The 17,736-nt window shown below is 60.6% G+C and carries 17 protein-coding genes; 16 read left to right on the top strand and 1 reads right to left on the bottom strand.

Features of this window, described 5'->3' with window-relative positions:
* Positions 1–40 precede the first annotated feature (40 nt).
* Genes ACX82Z_RS14625 through ACX82Z_RS14600 form a run of 6 tightly spaced genes read left to right on the top strand, consistent with a single transcriptional unit; the run spans position 41 to position 5,280 of the window.
* Positions 41–847 carry a QueT transporter family protein gene (locus ACX82Z_RS14625; protein WP_459589764.1) on the top strand — a complete coding sequence of 269 codons (807 nt, stop codon included), beginning with the start codon at positions 41–43 and terminating at the stop codon, positions 845–847.
* 21 nt (positions 848–868) lie between these two features.
* Positions 869–2,104, top strand: a complete 1,236-nt coding sequence (locus ACX82Z_RS14620; protein WP_459589762.1) for a Tm-1-like ATP-binding domain-containing protein — start codon at positions 869–871, stop codon at positions 2,102–2,104.
* Positions 2,097–2,924 (top strand): phosphoenolpyruvate hydrolase family protein, encoded by an 828-nt coding sequence (locus tag ACX82Z_RS14615; RefSeq protein WP_459589761.1) that lies wholly within the window; start codon positions 2,097–2,099, stop codon positions 2,922–2,924. The genes ACX82Z_RS14620 and ACX82Z_RS14615 overlap by 8 nt, the downstream gene beginning before the upstream one ends.
* Positions 2,925–2,950: 26 nt before the next feature.
* Complete coding sequence (locus ACX82Z_RS14610; protein ID WP_459589760.1) at positions 2,951–3,823, top strand: sugar phosphate isomerase/epimerase family protein; 873 nt, start codon at positions 2,951–2,953, stop codon at positions 3,821–3,823.
* A complete protein-coding gene (locus tag ACX82Z_RS14605) occupies positions 3,823–4,878 on the top strand; it encodes a Gfo/Idh/MocA family protein (protein WP_459589758.1) in 1,056 nt (351 codons plus the stop codon). Before ACX82Z_RS14610 ends, ACX82Z_RS14605 begins: the two co-directional genes overlap by 1 nt.
* 3 nt (positions 4,879–4,881) lie before the next feature.
* A complete protein-coding gene (locus ACX82Z_RS14600) occupies positions 4,882–5,280 on the top strand; it encodes a cupin domain-containing protein (protein WP_459589756.1) in 399 nt (132 codons plus the stop codon).
* A 36-nt stretch (positions 5,281–5,316) separates the two neighbouring features.
* On the opposite strand, the gene ACX82Z_RS14595 is transcribed toward ACX82Z_RS14600, so the two are convergent.
* On the bottom strand, positions 5,317–6,018 hold the full coding sequence (locus ACX82Z_RS14595) for a GntR family transcriptional regulator (protein WP_459589755.1): 702 nt from the start codon (positions 6,016–6,018) through the stop codon (positions 5,317–5,319).
* Positions 6,019–6,288: 270 nt separating this feature from the next.
* Here ACX82Z_RS14595 and ACX82Z_RS14590 point away from each other — a divergent pair, with 270 nt between their 5' ends.
* From ACX82Z_RS14590 to ACX82Z_RS14545, 10 genes are all read left to right on the top strand, one after another.
* Complete coding sequence (locus ACX82Z_RS14590) at positions 6,289–7,851, top strand: ABC transporter substrate-binding protein (RefSeq protein WP_459589753.1); 1,563 nt, start codon at positions 6,289–6,291, stop codon at positions 7,849–7,851.
* Positions 7,852–7,874: 23 nt separating this feature from the next.
* Positions 7,875–8,855 carry an ABC transporter permease gene (locus ACX82Z_RS14585; protein WP_459589751.1) on the top strand — a complete coding sequence of 327 codons (981 nt, stop codon included), beginning with the start codon at positions 7,875–7,877 and terminating at the stop codon, positions 8,853–8,855.
* On the top strand, positions 8,852–9,745 hold the full coding sequence (locus ACX82Z_RS14580) for an ABC transporter permease (RefSeq protein WP_459589749.1): 894 nt from the start codon (positions 8,852–8,854) through the stop codon (positions 9,743–9,745). The genes ACX82Z_RS14585 and ACX82Z_RS14580 overlap by 4 nt, the downstream gene beginning before the upstream one ends.
* Positions 9,745–10,749, top strand: coding sequence for an ABC transporter ATP-binding protein (locus tag ACX82Z_RS14575; protein ID WP_459589746.1), 1,005 nt, complete (start codon positions 9,745–9,747; stop codon positions 10,747–10,749). Before ACX82Z_RS14580 ends, ACX82Z_RS14575 begins: the two co-directional genes overlap by 1 nt.
* Entirely contained in the window at positions 10,736–11,626 is an 891-nt protein-coding gene (locus ACX82Z_RS14570; protein WP_459589745.1) for an ABC transporter ATP-binding protein, read from the top strand. Before ACX82Z_RS14575 ends, ACX82Z_RS14570 begins: the two co-directional genes overlap by 14 nt.
* A 14-nt stretch (positions 11,627–11,640) precedes the next feature.
* Positions 11,641–13,419, top strand: a complete 1,779-nt coding sequence (locus ACX82Z_RS14565; RefSeq protein ID WP_459589743.1) for an adenine deaminase — start codon at positions 11,641–11,643, stop codon at positions 13,417–13,419.
* Positions 13,420–14,103: 684 nt separating this feature from the next.
* On the top strand, positions 14,104–15,459 hold the full coding sequence (locus ACX82Z_RS14560) for a tyrosine-type recombinase/integrase (protein ID WP_459589741.1): 1,356 nt from the start codon (positions 14,104–14,106) through the stop codon (positions 15,457–15,459).
* Positions 15,460–15,567: 108 nt separating this feature from the next.
* On the top strand, positions 15,568–15,954 hold the full coding sequence (locus ACX82Z_RS14555) for a hypothetical protein (protein WP_459589740.1): 387 nt from the start codon (positions 15,568–15,570) through the stop codon (positions 15,952–15,954).
* Positions 15,951–16,481, top strand: a complete 531-nt coding sequence (locus ACX82Z_RS14550) for an RES family NAD+ phosphorylase (protein ID WP_459589738.1) — start codon at positions 15,951–15,953, stop codon at positions 16,479–16,481. Before ACX82Z_RS14555 ends, ACX82Z_RS14550 begins: the two co-directional genes overlap by 4 nt.
* 79 nt (positions 16,482–16,560) lie before the next feature.
* A complete protein-coding gene (locus ACX82Z_RS14545) occupies positions 16,561–17,658 on the top strand; it encodes a hypothetical protein (protein ID WP_459589736.1) in 1,098 nt (365 codons plus the stop codon).
* Positions 17,659–17,736: the final 78 nt, after the last annotated feature.

Here is a 17,736-nt window from a genome sequence, read left to right as displayed (position 1 = left end):
CGTCATGACTGAAGTTTTTACGATGTGGCGGCACACCAACATGATCGTGCTGACGGCGCTCTGCGCCGCCATCTACGCCGCGGTACTTATCCCCTTCCAAAGCATTCCCATCATTCCGGGCCATGTCTCGTTTCGTGTAGCCGGCGTCTTGCCGATTGCGCTTGGCCTTCTGTTCGGGCCGGCGGGCGCCTGGGGCGCGGCGATCGGCAATCTTATCGGCGATTTCTTCGGCACGCTCAGCCCTGGGGCGGTCGGCGGCTTCTTCTCGAACTTTTTCACCGGCTTCGTGTCCTACAAACTCTGGAGCGTTCTGAGCCCGTCGAAAGATCTCGGCGTCGGATTGAATTCCTTTCAGAAACTGGTGCGCTTCGAAATCATCGCCGTGCTCAAGGCGTTCGGCACGGTGGTGATTCTGACCTGGTGGGTGTGCCTGCTGCTGCGTCTGGCGCCTCCGCACGCTTACGCCACCGCGGTTCTGATCAGCAACCTCGTCGCGCCCGTGATCGGCGGCCCCTTCGTCCTCAAAATTCTCGAGCCGCGCATCCGCAAATGGGGCCTGCTGTGGACGGAAATCATGAAGCCCGAAGAAGTATCGCGCGGCTTCATGCCTGGGGTCGGCTTGGTCCTGCTGGTCATTGGCAGCCTCGGCGGCGGTGCGGCGCTGTTCTGGTCGCTCTTCATGTCGGGACTCGACATCGGCGATCCGCTCGTCCGCCTCCTGCCGGTTCCCTTCATCGTCATGCAGGTCCTTGGAGCGGTGATGATGGGCGGCCGCAATCAGGTCGAGGCGATGCAGCAAGAGGAACTGGCAAGCGCTGCAAGCCGTCCTGAAGTGAAGACCGCCTGAAGACGAAAGGGAGGAGAAACCATGCCATCGGTCATTTTGCTTGGAACGCTCGACACGAAGGGGCCGGAATACGCCTTCCTGCGTGACGAACTGGCGGCGCGCGGCGTCGGGACGACGGTCATAGACGCCGGTGTGCTGGGCGAGCCGTCATTCACACCCGACATCGACCGTGCGGCTGTTGCCCGCGCGGCCGGTGCCGAGCTTGACGAACTCGTCGCCGGCAATGACCGGGGCGCGGCCGTCGAGGCGATGTCGAAGGGCGCCGCGGCCATCGTTCGCGACCTGAATGAAAAGGGAGAACTCGCCGGTATCATCGGTCTTGGGGGTACCGGCGGCACGACGTTGATCACGGCAGCTATGCGCGCGCTGCCTGTTGGCGTCCCGAAGCTCATGGTCTCCACAGTCGCTTCGGGCGATACCCGCGCCTATGTCGGCGCTACCGACATCACCATGATGTATTCCGTCGTGGATATTGCCGGCATCAATAAGATTTCCCGCCGCATTCTTTCAAACGCGGCGGGGGCAATCGCCGGCATGGCGACGCCCGGCCGAGAGCTGAAAGACGCCGAGGACAAACCGTTGGTCGGCGCGACCATGTTCGGGGTCACGACGCCTTGCGTGCAGAAGGCGCGCGAATTGTTGGAGGCGAAGGGTTACGAAGTCCTTGTCTTCCACGCCACCGGCACCGGCGGGCAGTCGATGGAGGCACTGATCGACGCCGGAATGCTTGTCGGCTTGCTCGACACCACCACGACCGAGCTCGCCGACGAACTGGTTGGAGGCGTGTTTTCGGCTGGACCGACGCGCCTGACAGCCGCAGGCCGTACCGGCCTTCCGCAGGTTGTCAGCCTTGGTGCTCTCGATATGGTCAATTTCGGCCCGCGCGACAGCGTTCCGGCGCAGTTCGAAGGCCGCAACTTATACGAGCATAACGCCTCCATCACCCTGATGCGAACGACCCCGGAGGAATGCTCCGAACTCGGCAAGCGGCTGGCGGAGCGGCTTTCCGCCGGCAGCGGATCGCGCAAACTTCTCATCCCGCTGCGCGGAATCTCGCTTATCGCGACCGAAGGTCAGGTTTTCCATGATCCCGAAGCCGACAACGCGCTGATCGCGGCGATTAAAGCGCATCTTTCGGATGCGGTGGAGCTTCACGAAATCGATACGGACATCAACGACCCCGCATTTGCACGGGCGCTCGTCGATAAGCTTGTCGATGCCATGAGTAATGAAAAACAAGGAGCGACGAATGGTTGACAGGACGGCAGCGCTTGACCGCCTCAGGAAACAAATCGAGGCGGGCCGGCCGATAGTAGGCGCCGGTGCGGGTACGGGTCTGTCGGCGAAATGTGCCGAGGCCGGAGGCGCGGATCTGATCATCATCTACAATTCCGGCCGTTACCGAATGGCCGGCCGCGGCTCTCTGGCCGGTCTGATGCCGTACGGCGACGCGAATGCCATCGTCATGGAGATGGCGGGCGAGGTGCTTCCGATCGTCAGGGACACCCCTGTTCTCGCCGGCGTCTGCGGCACTGACCCGTTCCGCCGTATGCCGGTATTTTTGAAGCAGATCGCCGATGCAGGTTTCGCCGGGGTTCAGAATTTCCCGACTGTCGGGCTGATCGACGGCACGTTTCGGCTGAACCTGGAAGAGACGGGCATGGGCTTCGATCTCGAGGTCGAGATGATCGGTATGGCGCATGACGCCGGCCTGATGACCTCGCCCTACGTATTCGATACGGAACAGGCGGTTGCGATGGCGAAAGCCGGGGCGGACGTGATCGTCGCGCATATGGGATTGACCACATCTGGCGCCATCGGCGCGAAGACGGCGCTGTCGCTCGATGAATCGGTCCGCCTCGTGCAGGATATTCGGGACGCGGCGATTGCAGAGCGCGGCGATGTCATCGTGCTGTGCCATGGCGGTCCGATCGCCACGCCCGACGACACGGCCTACGTGCTGCAGCGCACGAAAGGCGTCTCAGGCTTCTTTGGCGCCTCCAGCATGGAACGCCTGCCCACAGAAACGGCCATCACCGAAAACATGCGCAAATTCAAATCAGTAGCGTTTGGTTGATGCCGGCGCAATAGAAAGGACATCGCGTGACAAGTCAGCTTACAATTCTGAATTCAATGGCCGATCCGGATTTTGATCGGGCGTTGGCCATCCATAAGGAATGGGGCCTGAAATGGCTCGACCTGCGGGACGGCATCTACGGCAACTGGGTAGCGAATGTGGATCTCGATTCCGCCAAGCGTGCGCGCGAAGCGATCGACGCCAGCGGTCTCGACGTATTTTGCATGTCGACCAGCACCTTCTTCGAGGAGATCGAGAAGGGCGAGGAACTGTTTCGGGAAAAACATCTCGGCAAGCTCGGGCACCTCATCGAACTTGGCAAAATTTTCAAGCCGAAGGTGATGCGCATCATCGCTGCTCAGCTACCGTCCCGCGAGCCTGGAGAAAACGCCGTCGAACTGATCGAGAAGAAATATCCGTGGGTGTTCGACGTTTACCGCGAGGCGGTAGACCGCATCGTGGATGCCGGCCTGCGTCCCACGATCGAGAACGAAGCGTTCAAATGCATGCTGTCCCAGCCGGGCGAGATCGTCGAATTCTTCGATCGTCTCGACCGAAAGAACAGCGTCGACTTCACATGGGACGTGCAGAACCAGTGGGCGACCGGGGTCTTTCCGACGCTTGAGGTCTACGAACAGCTCAGGCCGCTGATCCAATACTACCACGTCAAGGGAGGCGCGACGGAAGGAGACGACCGCAAATTGCGTTGGAACGTGGCTCTCGAGGACGCCGATTGGCCGGTCGTCGAGATCACCAGCAAGGTCGTCGCGGACGGCGTATCCCCCGTCATCTGCATCAATCCGGCGCAGCATGGTGAGAACAAGCCCGACTACGACTACAGCAATATCGTCAAGCGGGACATCGACTTCCTGCGCAATAACGTCCCGGGAGTGGAATGATGGAATATCTGAGAGAGGCCAAGCGCCGTATACGGATCGGCATCGTCGGCGCGGGATCGCACAGCTACCGCAATATCTTTCCCACGCTGACCTACCTGCCGGTCGATCTCGTGGCTGTGGCGGATATTGACTTAGACCGCGCTTCCGCGACGGCCAAACAATATGGTGCAACCGAAAGCTATGGCTCTGCCGAGGAAATGTATTCCAAGGCCGACATAGAAGCGGTGATCCTCTGCGTTTCTCCGCAAATGCATCCGGCCCTGACGATTGCGGCCTTCAAGGCCGGCCTTCATGTCTTCATGGAGAAGCCGGCGGCGATGGTCGCCAGCGAAGTCGAGGAGATGGTCGCGGCGCGCGGTGACCGCGTGAGCGTCGTGGGCTACAAAAAGGCTTTCATGCCGGCGCTTCGAAAGGCGCAGGAAATTCTCGCTATGGACGGAGTGGGGCCGCTTCGCAGCGTCGTCGGTACCTATCCCATGTCCATTCCCGAGAACGGCCGAAAGGTGCTGGACGAGCGGGAAGCAACGAACTGGCTTGCCAATGGGTGTCATCCGCTCTCAGTGTTTCTGGAGTTTGGCGGGCCCGCTGCCGCAGTGACGACCCATCGCGGAAAGAATGGGGGCGGCGCGCTGATCATTCATCACGCCAACGGCACGATCGGCAATTTCCATCTCGCCCAAGGCGCGCCGATGTTCCAGCCATTCGAGCGCTATGTCATCTACGCTGACAAGCAGAGCATCGAAATCGAAAACTCCCGCCGCCTCTCCTATCAGCGCGGTATAGAGTTTTCCTACGCAACCGGCACTTCCTTCGCACCCCCCGGACTTTCCGGCGGCGCCATCGTCTGGGAAGCACAGGACGGATTGAATACGCTGGAAAACAAGGCGGTGTTCACGCAGGGCCTTTACGGTGAACTCGCCCATTTCTTCGAATCGATCCTCGCCTCGCAGCCGGCAACGATAGGCACTCTCGAATTCGCGCTGGATCTGACGCGCGTTTACGAAGCGGCCCTTCTGTCCGAAGGCGATACGGTCGAGATCAGCCAGGGTATGTGAGTGATGAGCAGCAAAGATTTTGATATCGAAACCAAAGTCAGCCGGGCGTCCGCCCATGATGTTCAACCGACTTCGTGGGGCAAGCTCATCTGGCAGGTTTCGGCCGAACAGAAGAACTCCGAACTGATGACGGTCGGTATCTGTTACATCGATCCCGGTCAGGAGAACGGCAGACACCTCCATCCTGACTGCGAGGAAGTGCTATCGGTCTGGCGCGGGCACATCGTCCACACCTGGGAGGACAAGGAAGTGGAGATGCGGGAAGGCGATACCATCACCATTCCTGCCGGCGTCATGCACAATGCGCGCAATATCGGCGACGATATCGCCGAGTTGGCAATCTGCTTCTCCAGCGCGTACCGCACGACCGTGTCGGAAGAAGAGAGTAGCGATCCCGCCTGATACCGGTGCAGGCGAAGCAACGCGCTTCGCCCGCAATCACGCTGACCTAGCGGGCAGTTCCTCGTTCGAGACCCGCTCTGCGAAAGCCTCGCGCGCGCCGTCGATGTGCAGTTTCATCTGAGCAACCGCAGTTTCGACGTCCTTTTCGCGGAATGCCTTCAGGATGGCATTCCGCTCCGCGACAGTGCGTTGCGCGGCGTCTGGCGCTTCATTTGCATAATGCCGCGCCAGCTGAACTTTGAGACGCAGGTTTTCGAGGCATTCGATCAGCGTCTCATTGCGCGACAGACCTGTCAGGAAGCCATGGAATTGCTGGTCGAGCCGTTCGAAATCGAGGAGGCGATTGTCGGAAAGCGCCTGATGGCATTCACCGATGATACGGCCCAGTTCATCGATTTCGGAGCCAGTCGCCGTTTCCAGCGCCAGACGAACGGCGAGACCTTCCAGTTCCTTCCGAACCTCGTAGAGGTTGTGAATCTGGAGCGGCGTGAAGTTGCGCACGAAATTCCCCTGATAGGGGCGACGTTCGATAATGCCCTCAGTCGCGAGCCGACCGATCGCTTCGCGGATGGGCGTGCGACTGATCTTCATCCGCTCGGCAAGTATCCGTTCGTCCAGCCGCTCTCCAAACCGTAAGTGACCTGAGAAAATCAGTTCGCAAAGCCGATCATAGGCCCGCTGGTTTACGGTTTGGGTCGGGATTTCCAGATCGACCATGCCTGAATTGATATATTCCATCTATCGTTCTTTCGAAGGGCAGTCGGGCTTCCATCTGCCCTCATAAGGGGCAGTCTTTGCAAGATCGGACGCCATCGCGCAATGGTTCTTGGTATACCCAAATCATGTCGAATGAAAGTCAGCGGCTGCGAACGAACGGCCATTCGCATACCCTTTTGAGTGCAAAGCCCCCACTGCGCACTTGACCAAATCCATATTTGGTGTTTGGTATACCAAACAATCTGACGGAGAATGCAAAAAAATGCGCCCGTCGCAAATGGGAACGTCATCATGCACTCCAAAATCATATCGCTATCAGCCGCGCTCATTGTCGCAGCGCTGATGCCGTCACATGCTCAAGAGCCGCAATCCGGCGGCACTGTGATCATGGCCCTCGATGCTGATCCAGAGAATTTGAGCGGCGCGGAGGGTGGCAAATACAACGCCGAGGACGTTAAGGCGAAAATCTTCGAAGGTCTTGTCTGGCTTGACCCGGAATCGATCGAGAAACCTTTGTTGGCGAGCAACTGGACCGTGTCGGACGACGGCAAGCTCTATACGTTCAAACTTCGCGATAACGTGAAATGGCACGACGGCAACCCCTTCACCAGCGCCGATGTGAAGTTCACGTTCGATGAGGCGCTTTCCAAATACCATCCGCGCGCCGCAAGCATGATCGAGCGTTTGAATCTCAAGGTCGAGGCTCCAGATCCGATTACGGTTACGTTCGAACTCAACCAGCCCTATGCGCCGTTTCTGCGTCAGCTGACGGTCATGGATGCGCCGATCATCCCCGCCCATGTGTATCGCGACACGGACTTCAGAACCAATCCCGCCAATCAGAGCCCCGTGGGTACCGGACCCTTCAAGCTTTCCGAGTGGAACCGCGGCCTGAACATCACGCTGGAGCGAAACCCGGACTACTGGGCTGCCCCCAAGCCTTATCTCGATCGCATCATTTACCAGATCATCCCGCAACCTGCCGGCCGTGTCGCGGCTCTCGAGACTGGCGAGATAGACTTCGCCGCCGACTATTATCTTGCGAAGACCGATCTGCCGCGGCTGATGGATGGCGGGCAGTTCCAGGTTCGTGAGGGCGGCAGTCTTCCGGCGTTCTATCTCGCCAAGATGAACACCGATGGCCCTGTATTCTCGACAAGGGAAGCGCGGCAAGCGCTCGCCTTCGCGGTCGATCGCCAGCGCATGGCGCAGCAGGTGATGAACCGCTTCGGCCGCCCCGGCACCGGCGCATGGGGCGATGGCTTTCCATGGATGGTGGACACCGAGGTCAATTACGGGACGCTCTATCCCTACGATCCGGAGAAAGCGAAGGAGATGCTGGCAGAGGCCGGTATAGAGCCCGGCACACAGGTCCGCATTCTTTACGAGGCGACACGACCGCAACTCGTCACGACGGCCCAGTTGATCCGCGAAAGTCTGACTACGATCGGCCTCGACCCCGTGCTGGAGCCGGTGGAAAACACCGTTCTGGTCCAGCGTCTTTATGAGCGCCGCGACTTCGACATCGCCATTCTGTCCTATTTTTCCAGTGGCGACCCGGCAATCGGCTACCATCGCCTTTACCTGACAAACAGCACCAATGCGGTCAATACAAATGCATCAGGCTACTCCAATCCGGAAATAGACGAATTGCTGAACAAGGCAACTGCGGAGCTGGACCGGGAGAAGCGCGGCGAAATCTACAAGCAGGCCCAGCGTATCCTGGATCAGGATTTGCCGTTGCTTGATCTCTTCGAAGGGCAAGGCGCCGATCTCGCCGCCAAGACGTTGCACGGATTGTTTGCGTCAGTCGATGCGCGCGCGCGATGGGACGACGTGTGGATGGAGCAGTAACGTAACGACGCCGGCTGGTCCCCATGAACGCTCACTCCTTCGCAGTTTTCGTCTCCAAGCGTCTCTTGCTTGCGATTCCCCTGTTGCTGCTCGTCGTCGTTTTCAACTTCGCGCTGATCCAGTTCGCACCGGGCGATCCGGTCAACGTGTTGATCGGGGACTTCCCGGTACCCGAAAGCTACATAGAGGAAATCCGCCGCGAATTCGGGCTCGACAAGCCGGTCTTCGAGCGCCTGCTGATCTATGTCGGACAGGTCTTTCAAGGTAATCTGGGCTTTTCCTTCGCAAACCGCCAGCCAGTGCTGGATCTTGTGCTAGATCGGCTTGGCGCGACGCTCAGATTGACGTTGACGGCGCTGGTTTTTGCCAGCGTGGTCGGCATATTCCTTGGCGCCATTTCCGCGCGTCATCGAGGCAAGCCCATCGACCGGGCCATTCAAGGCGTGGTGGTGGCGGGCGATTCGATCCCGGAATTCTGGCTGGGTCAAATCCTCATCGTCGTCTTCGCGGTTGGCCTCGGCTGGTTCCCGTCGCAGGGCGCCATGTCGCTGCGCGCACCCGGTGAGGGGTTCGGCGCGATCCTTAGCCAGGCGCATTATCTCGTTCTGCCCGCCTTGGCGCTCTCCTTCCGCTATCTCGCTCTGATCTCGCGTATCACCCGCGCAAGCCTGGTCGAAGTGATGAATTCCGATTTCATACTCGCGGCACGCTCGCGCGGTGCGGGCGAGCGCACGGTTCTCTATGTCCATGCGCTACGTAACGCCGCCGCGCCGGTCGTCACAGTGATCGGGTACAATGTCGGTTTCGTGCTGGCGGGCGCGGCGCTGATCGAGACTGTGTTCGGTTGGCCAGGCATCGGCCGGCTTCTTTTCACGTCGATCTCGGCGCGAGACTATCCGGTAATGGTCGGCATTTTGCTGCTGATCTCGGCGACCGTGGTTATAGCCAATCTCGTCACCGACATCATCTACGGACTAATCGATCCAAGGATCAAATACCGATGAGCGTTGCTGCAACCCGAATCGAAGCGCGTGAAGGGCTTGCCGCAAGCGTTAGCCCGTGGCGTTCCTTTATACGTAATTTGCTGCGTTCGCCCATGGCGGTCGCGGCGCTGATCGTGATCCTCGTTATCGGGCTGATCGCCGTATTCGCACCACTGCTCGTGGGCCATGACCCCAATGTCGGCAGCTCGGTGTCGTTGCTGCCGCCGCTAAGCGCCGGCCATCCGCTCGGGACCGACCATCTCGGCCGCGATGTCTGGGCGCAACTCGCCTTCGGCGCACGCGTATCGCTCAGCGTCGGCATCCTTGCGGCCCTGAGCGCCTTGTCGATCGGCGTCCTGATCGGCGCGCTGAGCGGCTATTTTGGCGGCTGGACGGATGCCGTGCTGATGCGGCTATCGGAATTCTTCCAGACCTTGCCGCGCTTCGTAGTGGCACTGATCGTCGTCGCATTGTTTGGGACCGGCCTGTTCAAGCTCATTTTGGTGATCGGCTTCCTTTCTTGGCCACAGACTGCGCGGATTGTGCGGTCGTCGGTATTGTCGCTGCGCGAGGCCACCTTCGTCGAGGCAGCGCGGGTCGGCGGCATGAGCGCGCGGGCGATCATTCTTCGCGAAATCCTGCCCAATGTCGCGGCACCCATTGTCGTCGTCACGGCGCTGGCCATCGCTTCGGCGATTTTGCTGGAGGCCGGCCTGGGATTCTTCGGTGTTGGCGACCCGAACCTTCCATCGTGGGGTACGATGCTCAACCAGGCACAGGAATATCTGCGTCAGGCGTGGTGGATGGCCGTGTTTCCCGGTCTCGCCATTGCAGTGGTCGTTCTGAGCTTCAACGTCTTCAGCGACGGGCTCAACGATGCGCTCAACCCGAAATTACGTCAGGCCGAATGATGCCCCAACCGTTGCTCGAACTTGACAAGGTCTGCATCGATCTTCAGCGCGACCGTGACAGCCTTCGTATTGTCGACGGCGTGTCGCTCATTGTCGGACAAAGTGAAATAGTAGGCATTGTCGGCGAGTCCGGCTGCGGCAAGTCGCTGACTGCGTTTTCCATTCTCGACCTGTTTCCGTCGAACGCCGTGCGCATCTCCGCCGGGCGCGTATTGTTCAGGAACGACGATCTACGGACGATGGAAGCGCGCAAACTGCGCAAAATGCGCGGACGCGATATCGGCATGGTGTTTCAGGATCCGTCGAGCTTTCTCGATCCCCTCATGCGCGTCGGTGATCAGGTCGGCCAGGCGCTGCGTGTCCACGGCTATGACGGAACGATTCGCGCACGGGTGGAGGAATTGCTTGCGCTGACGGAGCTTCCCGATCCCGCAGGGGTCGCCCGCAAATATCCGCATGAATTGTCAGGCGGTATGCGCCAGCGCGTTCTGATCGCCGCCGCTCTGGCAATGAACCCAGCCTTGCTGATCGCGGACGAGCCGACGACCGCGCTCGACGTGACGGTGCAAAAGGGCATTTTGCAATTGCTGATGCGGCTGCGCGACGAACTCGGATTGTCCATCCTGCTCATCACGCATGATCTGGGGGTCATCGCTGAAACCTGCGATCGTGTCTATGTCATGTATGCTGGACGCGTCGTCGAAACCGCCGGAATATACGATCTCTTCGAAAATCCGCGTCACCCCTACACGCAGGGCCTTTTGAAGAGCACTCTTCCCGTCCTGAAGGATGATTCCGAACTCTTTTCCGTACCCGGCCGGGTGCCCAACCCACGCGCCTTTCCGACCGGCTGCCGCTTTAATCCACGTTGCCCGCTATCGCTTGCCGATCCGTGCGAGATGAGAGATCCGCCGTTGGTATTTCGTGATCCAGGCTCGGCCGATGCATGTTGGCGGTCAAACGAAGCTGTTGCAAAACAGGCCTGGTCCCATGTCGCAGCATAAGAGTCTTCCAGCATCGGCGTCCCGCTTTCTCGCCCCGACGCCGCCACACCCGATCATCGAGGCGGCGGGTTTGACCAAAAGCTTCAATGATGGATGGGCTCGGCTGTTCAAGTCGGATGAGCCACGTCCGGCCGTCAACAATGCGACGCTGGCGATATTGCCGGGAGAATTCGTCGCGCTGGTCGGCGAGAGCGGTAGCGGGAAGTCGACGCTCGGCCGGATGCTGCTCGGTCTGACGGACCCCGATGTGGGGAATATCCGCTATCGCGGTGTCGATGTCGGCGCGTTCACGCATGACGAGGCTGCCGCGTTCCGCCGCGAGGTTCAGGTCGTCTTTCAAGATTCGGGCGCCTCGCTCAATCCGCGCCGCACCATCCTTTCGAGCGTGATGATCCCGCTGCTTTACAATCTGCGCATGGGACGCGACGAAGCAGGCCACCGCGCCGCCGAATTGCTGGACCGCGTCGGCCTTACGCCGGCGCTGTTTCAGAACCGCTATCCGCATGAATTGTCCGGCGGCCAAAGGCAGCGTGTCGGCCTGGCGCGCGCCGTGGCGTCGCGACCCCGCCTTATCATCGCCGACGAGCCGGTTTCGGCACTCGACGTTTCCGTGCGCGCGAACATCCTGTCGCTGATGCGCGATCTTCAGCGAGACGAAGGCGTCGCCTATCTGTTCATCACGCATGATCTTGGCGTGGTGCGCGCGCTGGCAGATCGCGCACTTGTCATGTTGCGCGGCGAGATCGTCGAGGAGGGTGACGCCGCGCAAGTGATCGGGCAACCGAGCCATGCCTATACGCGTACGCTCGTCGCGGCCACTCCGGTGCCGGACCCGCGCCGTCGCTCTTCCCGGCCAGCCGTTCCGCAACCTTCATAGATACGAGCTTTCCCATGCATGTGAATTGCGATCTTAACGATCAACAACTGCGCGACCGCGCCGTACGGGCCGCGCTCGGATCTGCGCCGTTCGATGTGCTGATCGAAGGGGGCGTTGTCGCCGATATGGCTAGTGGCGAGTTGAGGCAGGCGGATGTCGGATTGGTCGGGCCGCTCATCGCCAGCGTGCACGCGACCGGCACGCGGACCGATGCGATTCGGCACGTTGCGGCGCATGGCAAGATCGTCGCCCCCGGCTTCATCGACACGCATCTCCATATCGAAAGCTCGATGGTGACGCCGCGCCGCTACGCCGAGACAGTCGTGCCGCAGGGCACCACGACGATCTGCTGGGATCCGCACGAGGTCGCGAACGTGCTTGGGTTGGAAGGCGTCCGCTGGGCCGTAGAGGCGAGTCGCGACCTTCCGCTGCGCATCCTGGTCCTCGCGCCGTCGAGCGTGCCGTCGGCACCCGGCATCGAGACGGCCGGCGCATCCTTCGGCGAAAACGAAATGCGCCAGATGCTGTCCTGGCCGGAAGTCGCCGGCGTGGCGGAAGTGATGGATATGCGCGGCGTTCTCGATCGCAGCCCGCGCATGACCGGCGTGGTGCAAGCGGGGCTGGAGAGCGGCAAGCTCGTCTGCGGACATGCGCGCGATCTTGCTGGCATGAAACTGACGGCCTTTGCCGTGGCCGGCATCGAATCGGATCACGAAATGGTTTCGGGGGCCGATCTTCTGGAGAAAATCCGCGCTGGCTTCGACATCGAGCTGCGGGGCGCTCATGATGCGGTGCTGCCGGGCGCGGTGGAAGCGTTGAACAGCCTGCCTATCATGCCTCCCACGCTGACGATCTGCACGGATGACGTGTTCCCCGACGATCTTGTAGAGGCCGGTGGCATGTGTGACGTGCTGCGCCGCCTCGTCCGCTACGGACTTCATCCAGTTCATGCATTGCGCGCGGCGACATTCAACGCCGCACGCCGTATCGGCCGCCGCGATCTGGGCCTCATTGCGCCCGGCCGTCGCGCGGACATCGTTCTGCTGGACGATCTCGAAAGCTTCGTTGCCGATACGGTTTTCGCATCTGGCGAGATGGTCGCCTCTCGCAACCGTCTGGTCATGGAACTGCGTCCCGATTCCGCCCAACTGCCGACGGGAACGATGCGCCTGTCGCCGCTCTCGCCGGCCGAATTCGAACTCAAGGTGCCGGGCGTCGGGGATGGTGCGGCCCGCTTTCGTACGGTGCATACGCCGCGCTTCACGCAGTGGGCCGAAGCCGAACTTGCCGTGCGGGAGGGGATAGCCTCACTGCCCGACGGCGGCCTGCTGATGGCCGTCATACATCGCCATGGCCAGGCGTCGCAAACGCCTGGGCTCGGCGTGCTGCAGGGCTGGGGAGACTGGCGGTGCGCCATCGCCACGACAGTCGCTCATGACAGTCACAATCTCTGTGTTTTCGGCCGCGACATCGCTGACATGGCGCTCGCCGCCAACACGCTGATCGAGGCTGGCGGTGGAATGGCGGTCGTAGCGCAAGGACGTGTGCTGGCGGTTTTGCCGCTTCCCGTCTGCGGCCTTGTTGCCGAAAGTGCGACGGTAGACGTCGCCGCGAATCTGCGAGAGCTGCGCGCAGCTATCGGCGACCGGGTCGATTGGGCGCAGCCATTTACGATCATCAAGGCGATCATCGGTGCAAGCCTTGCCTGCAACCCTGGCCCGCATGTCACCGATCTTGGCCTGACAGATGGCGGCAATGGAGAGATTTTCGGATCTGGACTGATCGCCGAATAGAGGCCGGCATGGAAAACGCTGTGTGCGAGGCCGACTTCGAGTTTGTCTGAGAGACACCCACTCTTCGTGCGCGGTGATGCCTCTTTCGGCCGCTCGTTTTTCAGACTGTCGGGTGCTTTCCCCTTAGTCCACTTCGAAGTGCAAAACCAGTCGGCAATGAGGCCGGGAAGCGGGGTCGCGACCGGGACGGCAGCTATTCGTGAAGACAGTCTAGAAGCGGACTGACTGCTGTCGGCCCCGATTCAGCCATCGCCAGAGTGCGTGCGAGATGATCGCTTCGGGCACACACCGAACGTATTCTCAGGAGCCTTGGAGCAGAAAGAAGGAAATCTCCGCAGACTAATCGCCGACATCTAGTCCGCTACCCGGCCTAAAATATTAATCGAAGTCATTGAAAATATTGGCGCGCCCGAAAGGATTCGAACCTCTGACCCCCAGATTCGTAGTTAAAACGGTCTTCTTCTGCCGATCCCGCGCTGCCTCTCTAATTTTGTATCAACTAACTGTAAAATAGTCGGATTTCGTACTCGCGCGCAGATCGTCGTAGTCGGACATTTGGACTTTACAGGAGTCCATCACCGGCTTAAAACCGGCATAGAAACTTTTTCTCGTCCCTCCTGACTCTGAATCTGAAAGAGGGCAATCGAAATTAAGCCGGTGTTTAAGCCGGTTCCGGAGCGACCTGTGGCCGATATTCGCATCCTGCTGAACGACAAGAACGTGGCCCGGCTGCCTTGGGCGACCAGCGGCCAGTATCGCGCTCGCGACACCGAATTGAAGGGCTTCTACGTTGTCGTCGGCAAGCGTCGGAAGACGTTTGCCGTGCAGGGCGATTTGCGCCAGGACGGCAAGCGGGCAGCTTCCATCACGGTGACGATCGCCGATGCAAAGGAGACGCCGACGCGGGAGGCCCGCGCCACGGCGAAGGAATACCTTGCGAAGATCAGCCGGGGCCAGCATCCGAAGGCCGAAGAGCTTGCCAAAAAGGAGGAGGCCGAGGGGTCGACTGCCGAGCCGTCGTCGATCGTCGGGATCACCTTGCGGGCCGCTTGGGAGCGTTACAGGGACGCGCATATGGTGCGCAAGGGTCGGAGCGAGCGGACGATCGACAGCTATCGCGATCATGTCGAGCGCATCTTCAAGGACTGGCTGGACACGCCGCTGGTCGAACTTGCTGACGATCCGGCCCAGGTCGCCACGAAGCACGACGAGATCACGAAGGAGAGCGGTCCCTATATCGCGAACGGCAGCATGCGGACGCTGCGGGCGATCTACAACCACGCGCGCAAGACGAACCGGGGATTGCCGGCCGACAACCCGGTCAACGCGATCGACTGGAATCAGGAGCAACGCCGCGACTCGGGAATGGGGCCGGCAGACCTGGCGAGCTGGTTCATGCAGGTCGCGGCGATGGGCAACCCGATCCGGCGCGAGTTTCACTTGATGACCCTCTTTTCGGGATGCCGGCCCACCGCGCTGATGGAGGTGAAGCCGGAGCATGTCGACCTGCGCCGGCGCGTGCTGCACATCCCGAAGCCGAAGGGCGGGGCGAAGCGCGCGTTCGACATTCCGCTGTCGCGGCAGATGATCCTGAGCCTCGTTCGGGCGATGCGCTTCGGCCGCTTCCTGCATCCGCTGGAAGCGCGCGCGTGGGTCTTTCCTGCGGACAGCGCCGCCGGCCATCTGGTCGAGCAGAAGGAAGCTCGCAAAGTCCTGTCGAAATGGGGCAACGATCTGCGGCAGAGCTATCGGACGATCGCCACGACCGCCGGCGTGTCGGAGTTCGACGCGCGGCTGCTCATGAACCACGCCATTCCAGGCGTGAATGCCGGTTACATCACCCGTCACAAGCTGCTTGAGGAACATCTGCGCAGCCAGCAGCAGGCGATCAGCGACACGATGTTCGCTGCCCTGGGCGAGACCGTGAAGAAGACCGCCGTGATGCGGGCTTGGCTCGCGCCTCGGGCAACACACGACGTCATCAAGGAGGCACGGACGGCACGGCTGAAAGAGAACAGCAGGACAGCGAAAGCCGCCTGACAATCACTGCCGCACCCTTGCCATTCCGTGCGAGGGAATCTTTCCGGTGCGCTTGATATGCTGAATAATGTGCATATATTGTGCATCAGGTGATGCGAGGTATATGCAATGGCTTATGTCGAGAAGGCAGAGACGGCGATCGTGTCGGGCTTCGTGCAGAGCTTGCAGGAGCCCCGGACGCCTTACATTTCTCCGAAGCGGCTCTCGAAGGCGCTGGGCGTCCAGGTCGCGAACCTAGCCCAGTTGACGGGCGTGCATCGGAACACGCTACGCAATCCCGCGTCAGAACGCCTTCAGGGCAGGCTGCGGGAGATGGTTAAGGTCATCACCGCTGCCGTCACGCTGACGGGGGATATCGACAAGGCGATTTACTGGTTCCGCAACGAGCCGATCGCCGACTATGACCACAAGACGGCGGCGGAACTCGTCGCCCAGGGCCACAGCGAGGCGGTGCTGGCCTATCTGCGCGATCTGGAGAACGGGGCGCGCGGATGAAGCTGGTCCGGCTTGGACCGAATGAGGTCTTCCACCGCTACCTGACGCCGAAATGGGCGTTCGCGCCGACCAGCGGCGCCGGTGCGGCGATCGACGGCGGCCGGTTCAACCGGCCGGGCATCGAGGCGCTGTATCTGTCACGCGCCCCGCAGACCGCGCTTGAGGAATATCGGCAGGGCGCGTCGATCACGCTGCCAGGCACGCTCGCGGCCTATGTCGTCACGCTCGACCAGGTGGCCGATCTGTCGGCTGGATTCGATCCCGCCACGTGGGCCAAGGAGTGGGCGGCGTGGGACTGCGCGTGGCGGAAGATCGCTCGGATCGACAGGAAGATTCCGCCATCGTGGCATCTGTCGGACAGGCTGATCGCCGATGGGTGCCGAGGACTGCTGTTCCCGTCGCTGCGCCACGCCGGCGGCACCAATCTCGTCGTCTTCTGTGCGAACCTGACGGCGGACGATGCTCTCGCAGTCTACGATCCCGAGGGCCGCTTGCCGAAGGACCAATCCTCTTGGCCTGGTTCTTAGCATTGCGAGCGGCCGCTGGGCAGTCAGATGCTCGACCTCGGGAGGTGGTGTTCGATCATGGGTTCGTGGTGAGGACGTGATGTCGAGCAGCAGGCGACGAAATGAAGCGGCCTTTCTGTCGGAAGATGACCTCTTTGCCGCTTTGGCGTCCAGCGCCTTTGAGTTTCTCGAACGTGCGATTGATGAGTTTGCCGATTCTGCGAAGTTCTCAACGGTTCATTTTGCGATCGCGATCGAACTGTTTTTGAAGGCACGACTGATGCGCGAGCACTGGTCGCTTCTGCTCGACAAACCGGATCATGCCGACAAGTCAGCATTTTTCCGTGGTGAGTCGAGGACGGTCACACCGGAACAGGCACTTGACCGGTTGAAGAAGATCGCCGGGGTGGCAGTTCCCTCGGTGACGCGCGACATATTCGTGAAGATAACGAAGCATCGCAACACGATGGTTCATTTCGCACATGCGGGAGAGGGTGAGAACGAAGGGACCGAAGGGCTCGCTCGGATAGCGGCAGAGCAGTGCGCTGGTTGGCTGGCGCTACGCCTTCTGCTGGAAGAGTGGGGAGAGTTCCAAGGCTTCAAGGCCGACATCCGGCGCGTCAGCCGGAAGATGGAGGGGCATCGCTCGTATCTGGAGGAAAAGTTCAAGTCGAAGGCCGACGAGCTTCTGGCTCATCGAAGAACCGGCCGGCTCGTCAGCGATTGTCCGAGTTGCCACTTCTCGGCGGTCAAGGTTTCAGAACCCATGGGCGCAATATCCTCGGCGGCGTGCGTCGTATGCAGCTATTCCGGCGCCGAAGTCGAGGTCAGATGCGAGAACGAGGACTGCGGGCGCGAGATCCGCTTCAACTCCTACGAGGGGCCACCAGAACAATGTCCCGACTGCGAGAAGTCCTTCACCAAGGACTTCATTCGGGAAAGCCTCGATACAGGAGAGGCAATCACGAAGGACAATTATTTCGATCATGTGGATATAAACTGCCCTGACTGCGGGGGGTATCACAGCGTCGTCGAGCACCACGACATCTATGTCTGTTCGGAATGCTTCGTTACGGTCGACGACTATGGCGTGTGCAGCTATTGCGCCGAAGGTCAACTCGGCGGCGTGCCGGAACACAGCTATTTAGTCGGTTGCGAATTTTGCGAGGGCAGAGCAGGTCGAGATGCCGACGACTAGGTGCGTCTTCCCGACGATCGCAGGCGCGTAGGCAGGCAGACCTAAAGTATGGTAGTTGGCAATGATTTAGGATGATAG

The sequence above is a fragment of the Aliihoeflea sp. PC F10.4 genome, assembly GCF_054612275.1.
The sequence above is the reverse complement of the archived record's forward strand: the minus strand, read 5'-3'. Positions and strand labels throughout refer to the sequence as shown.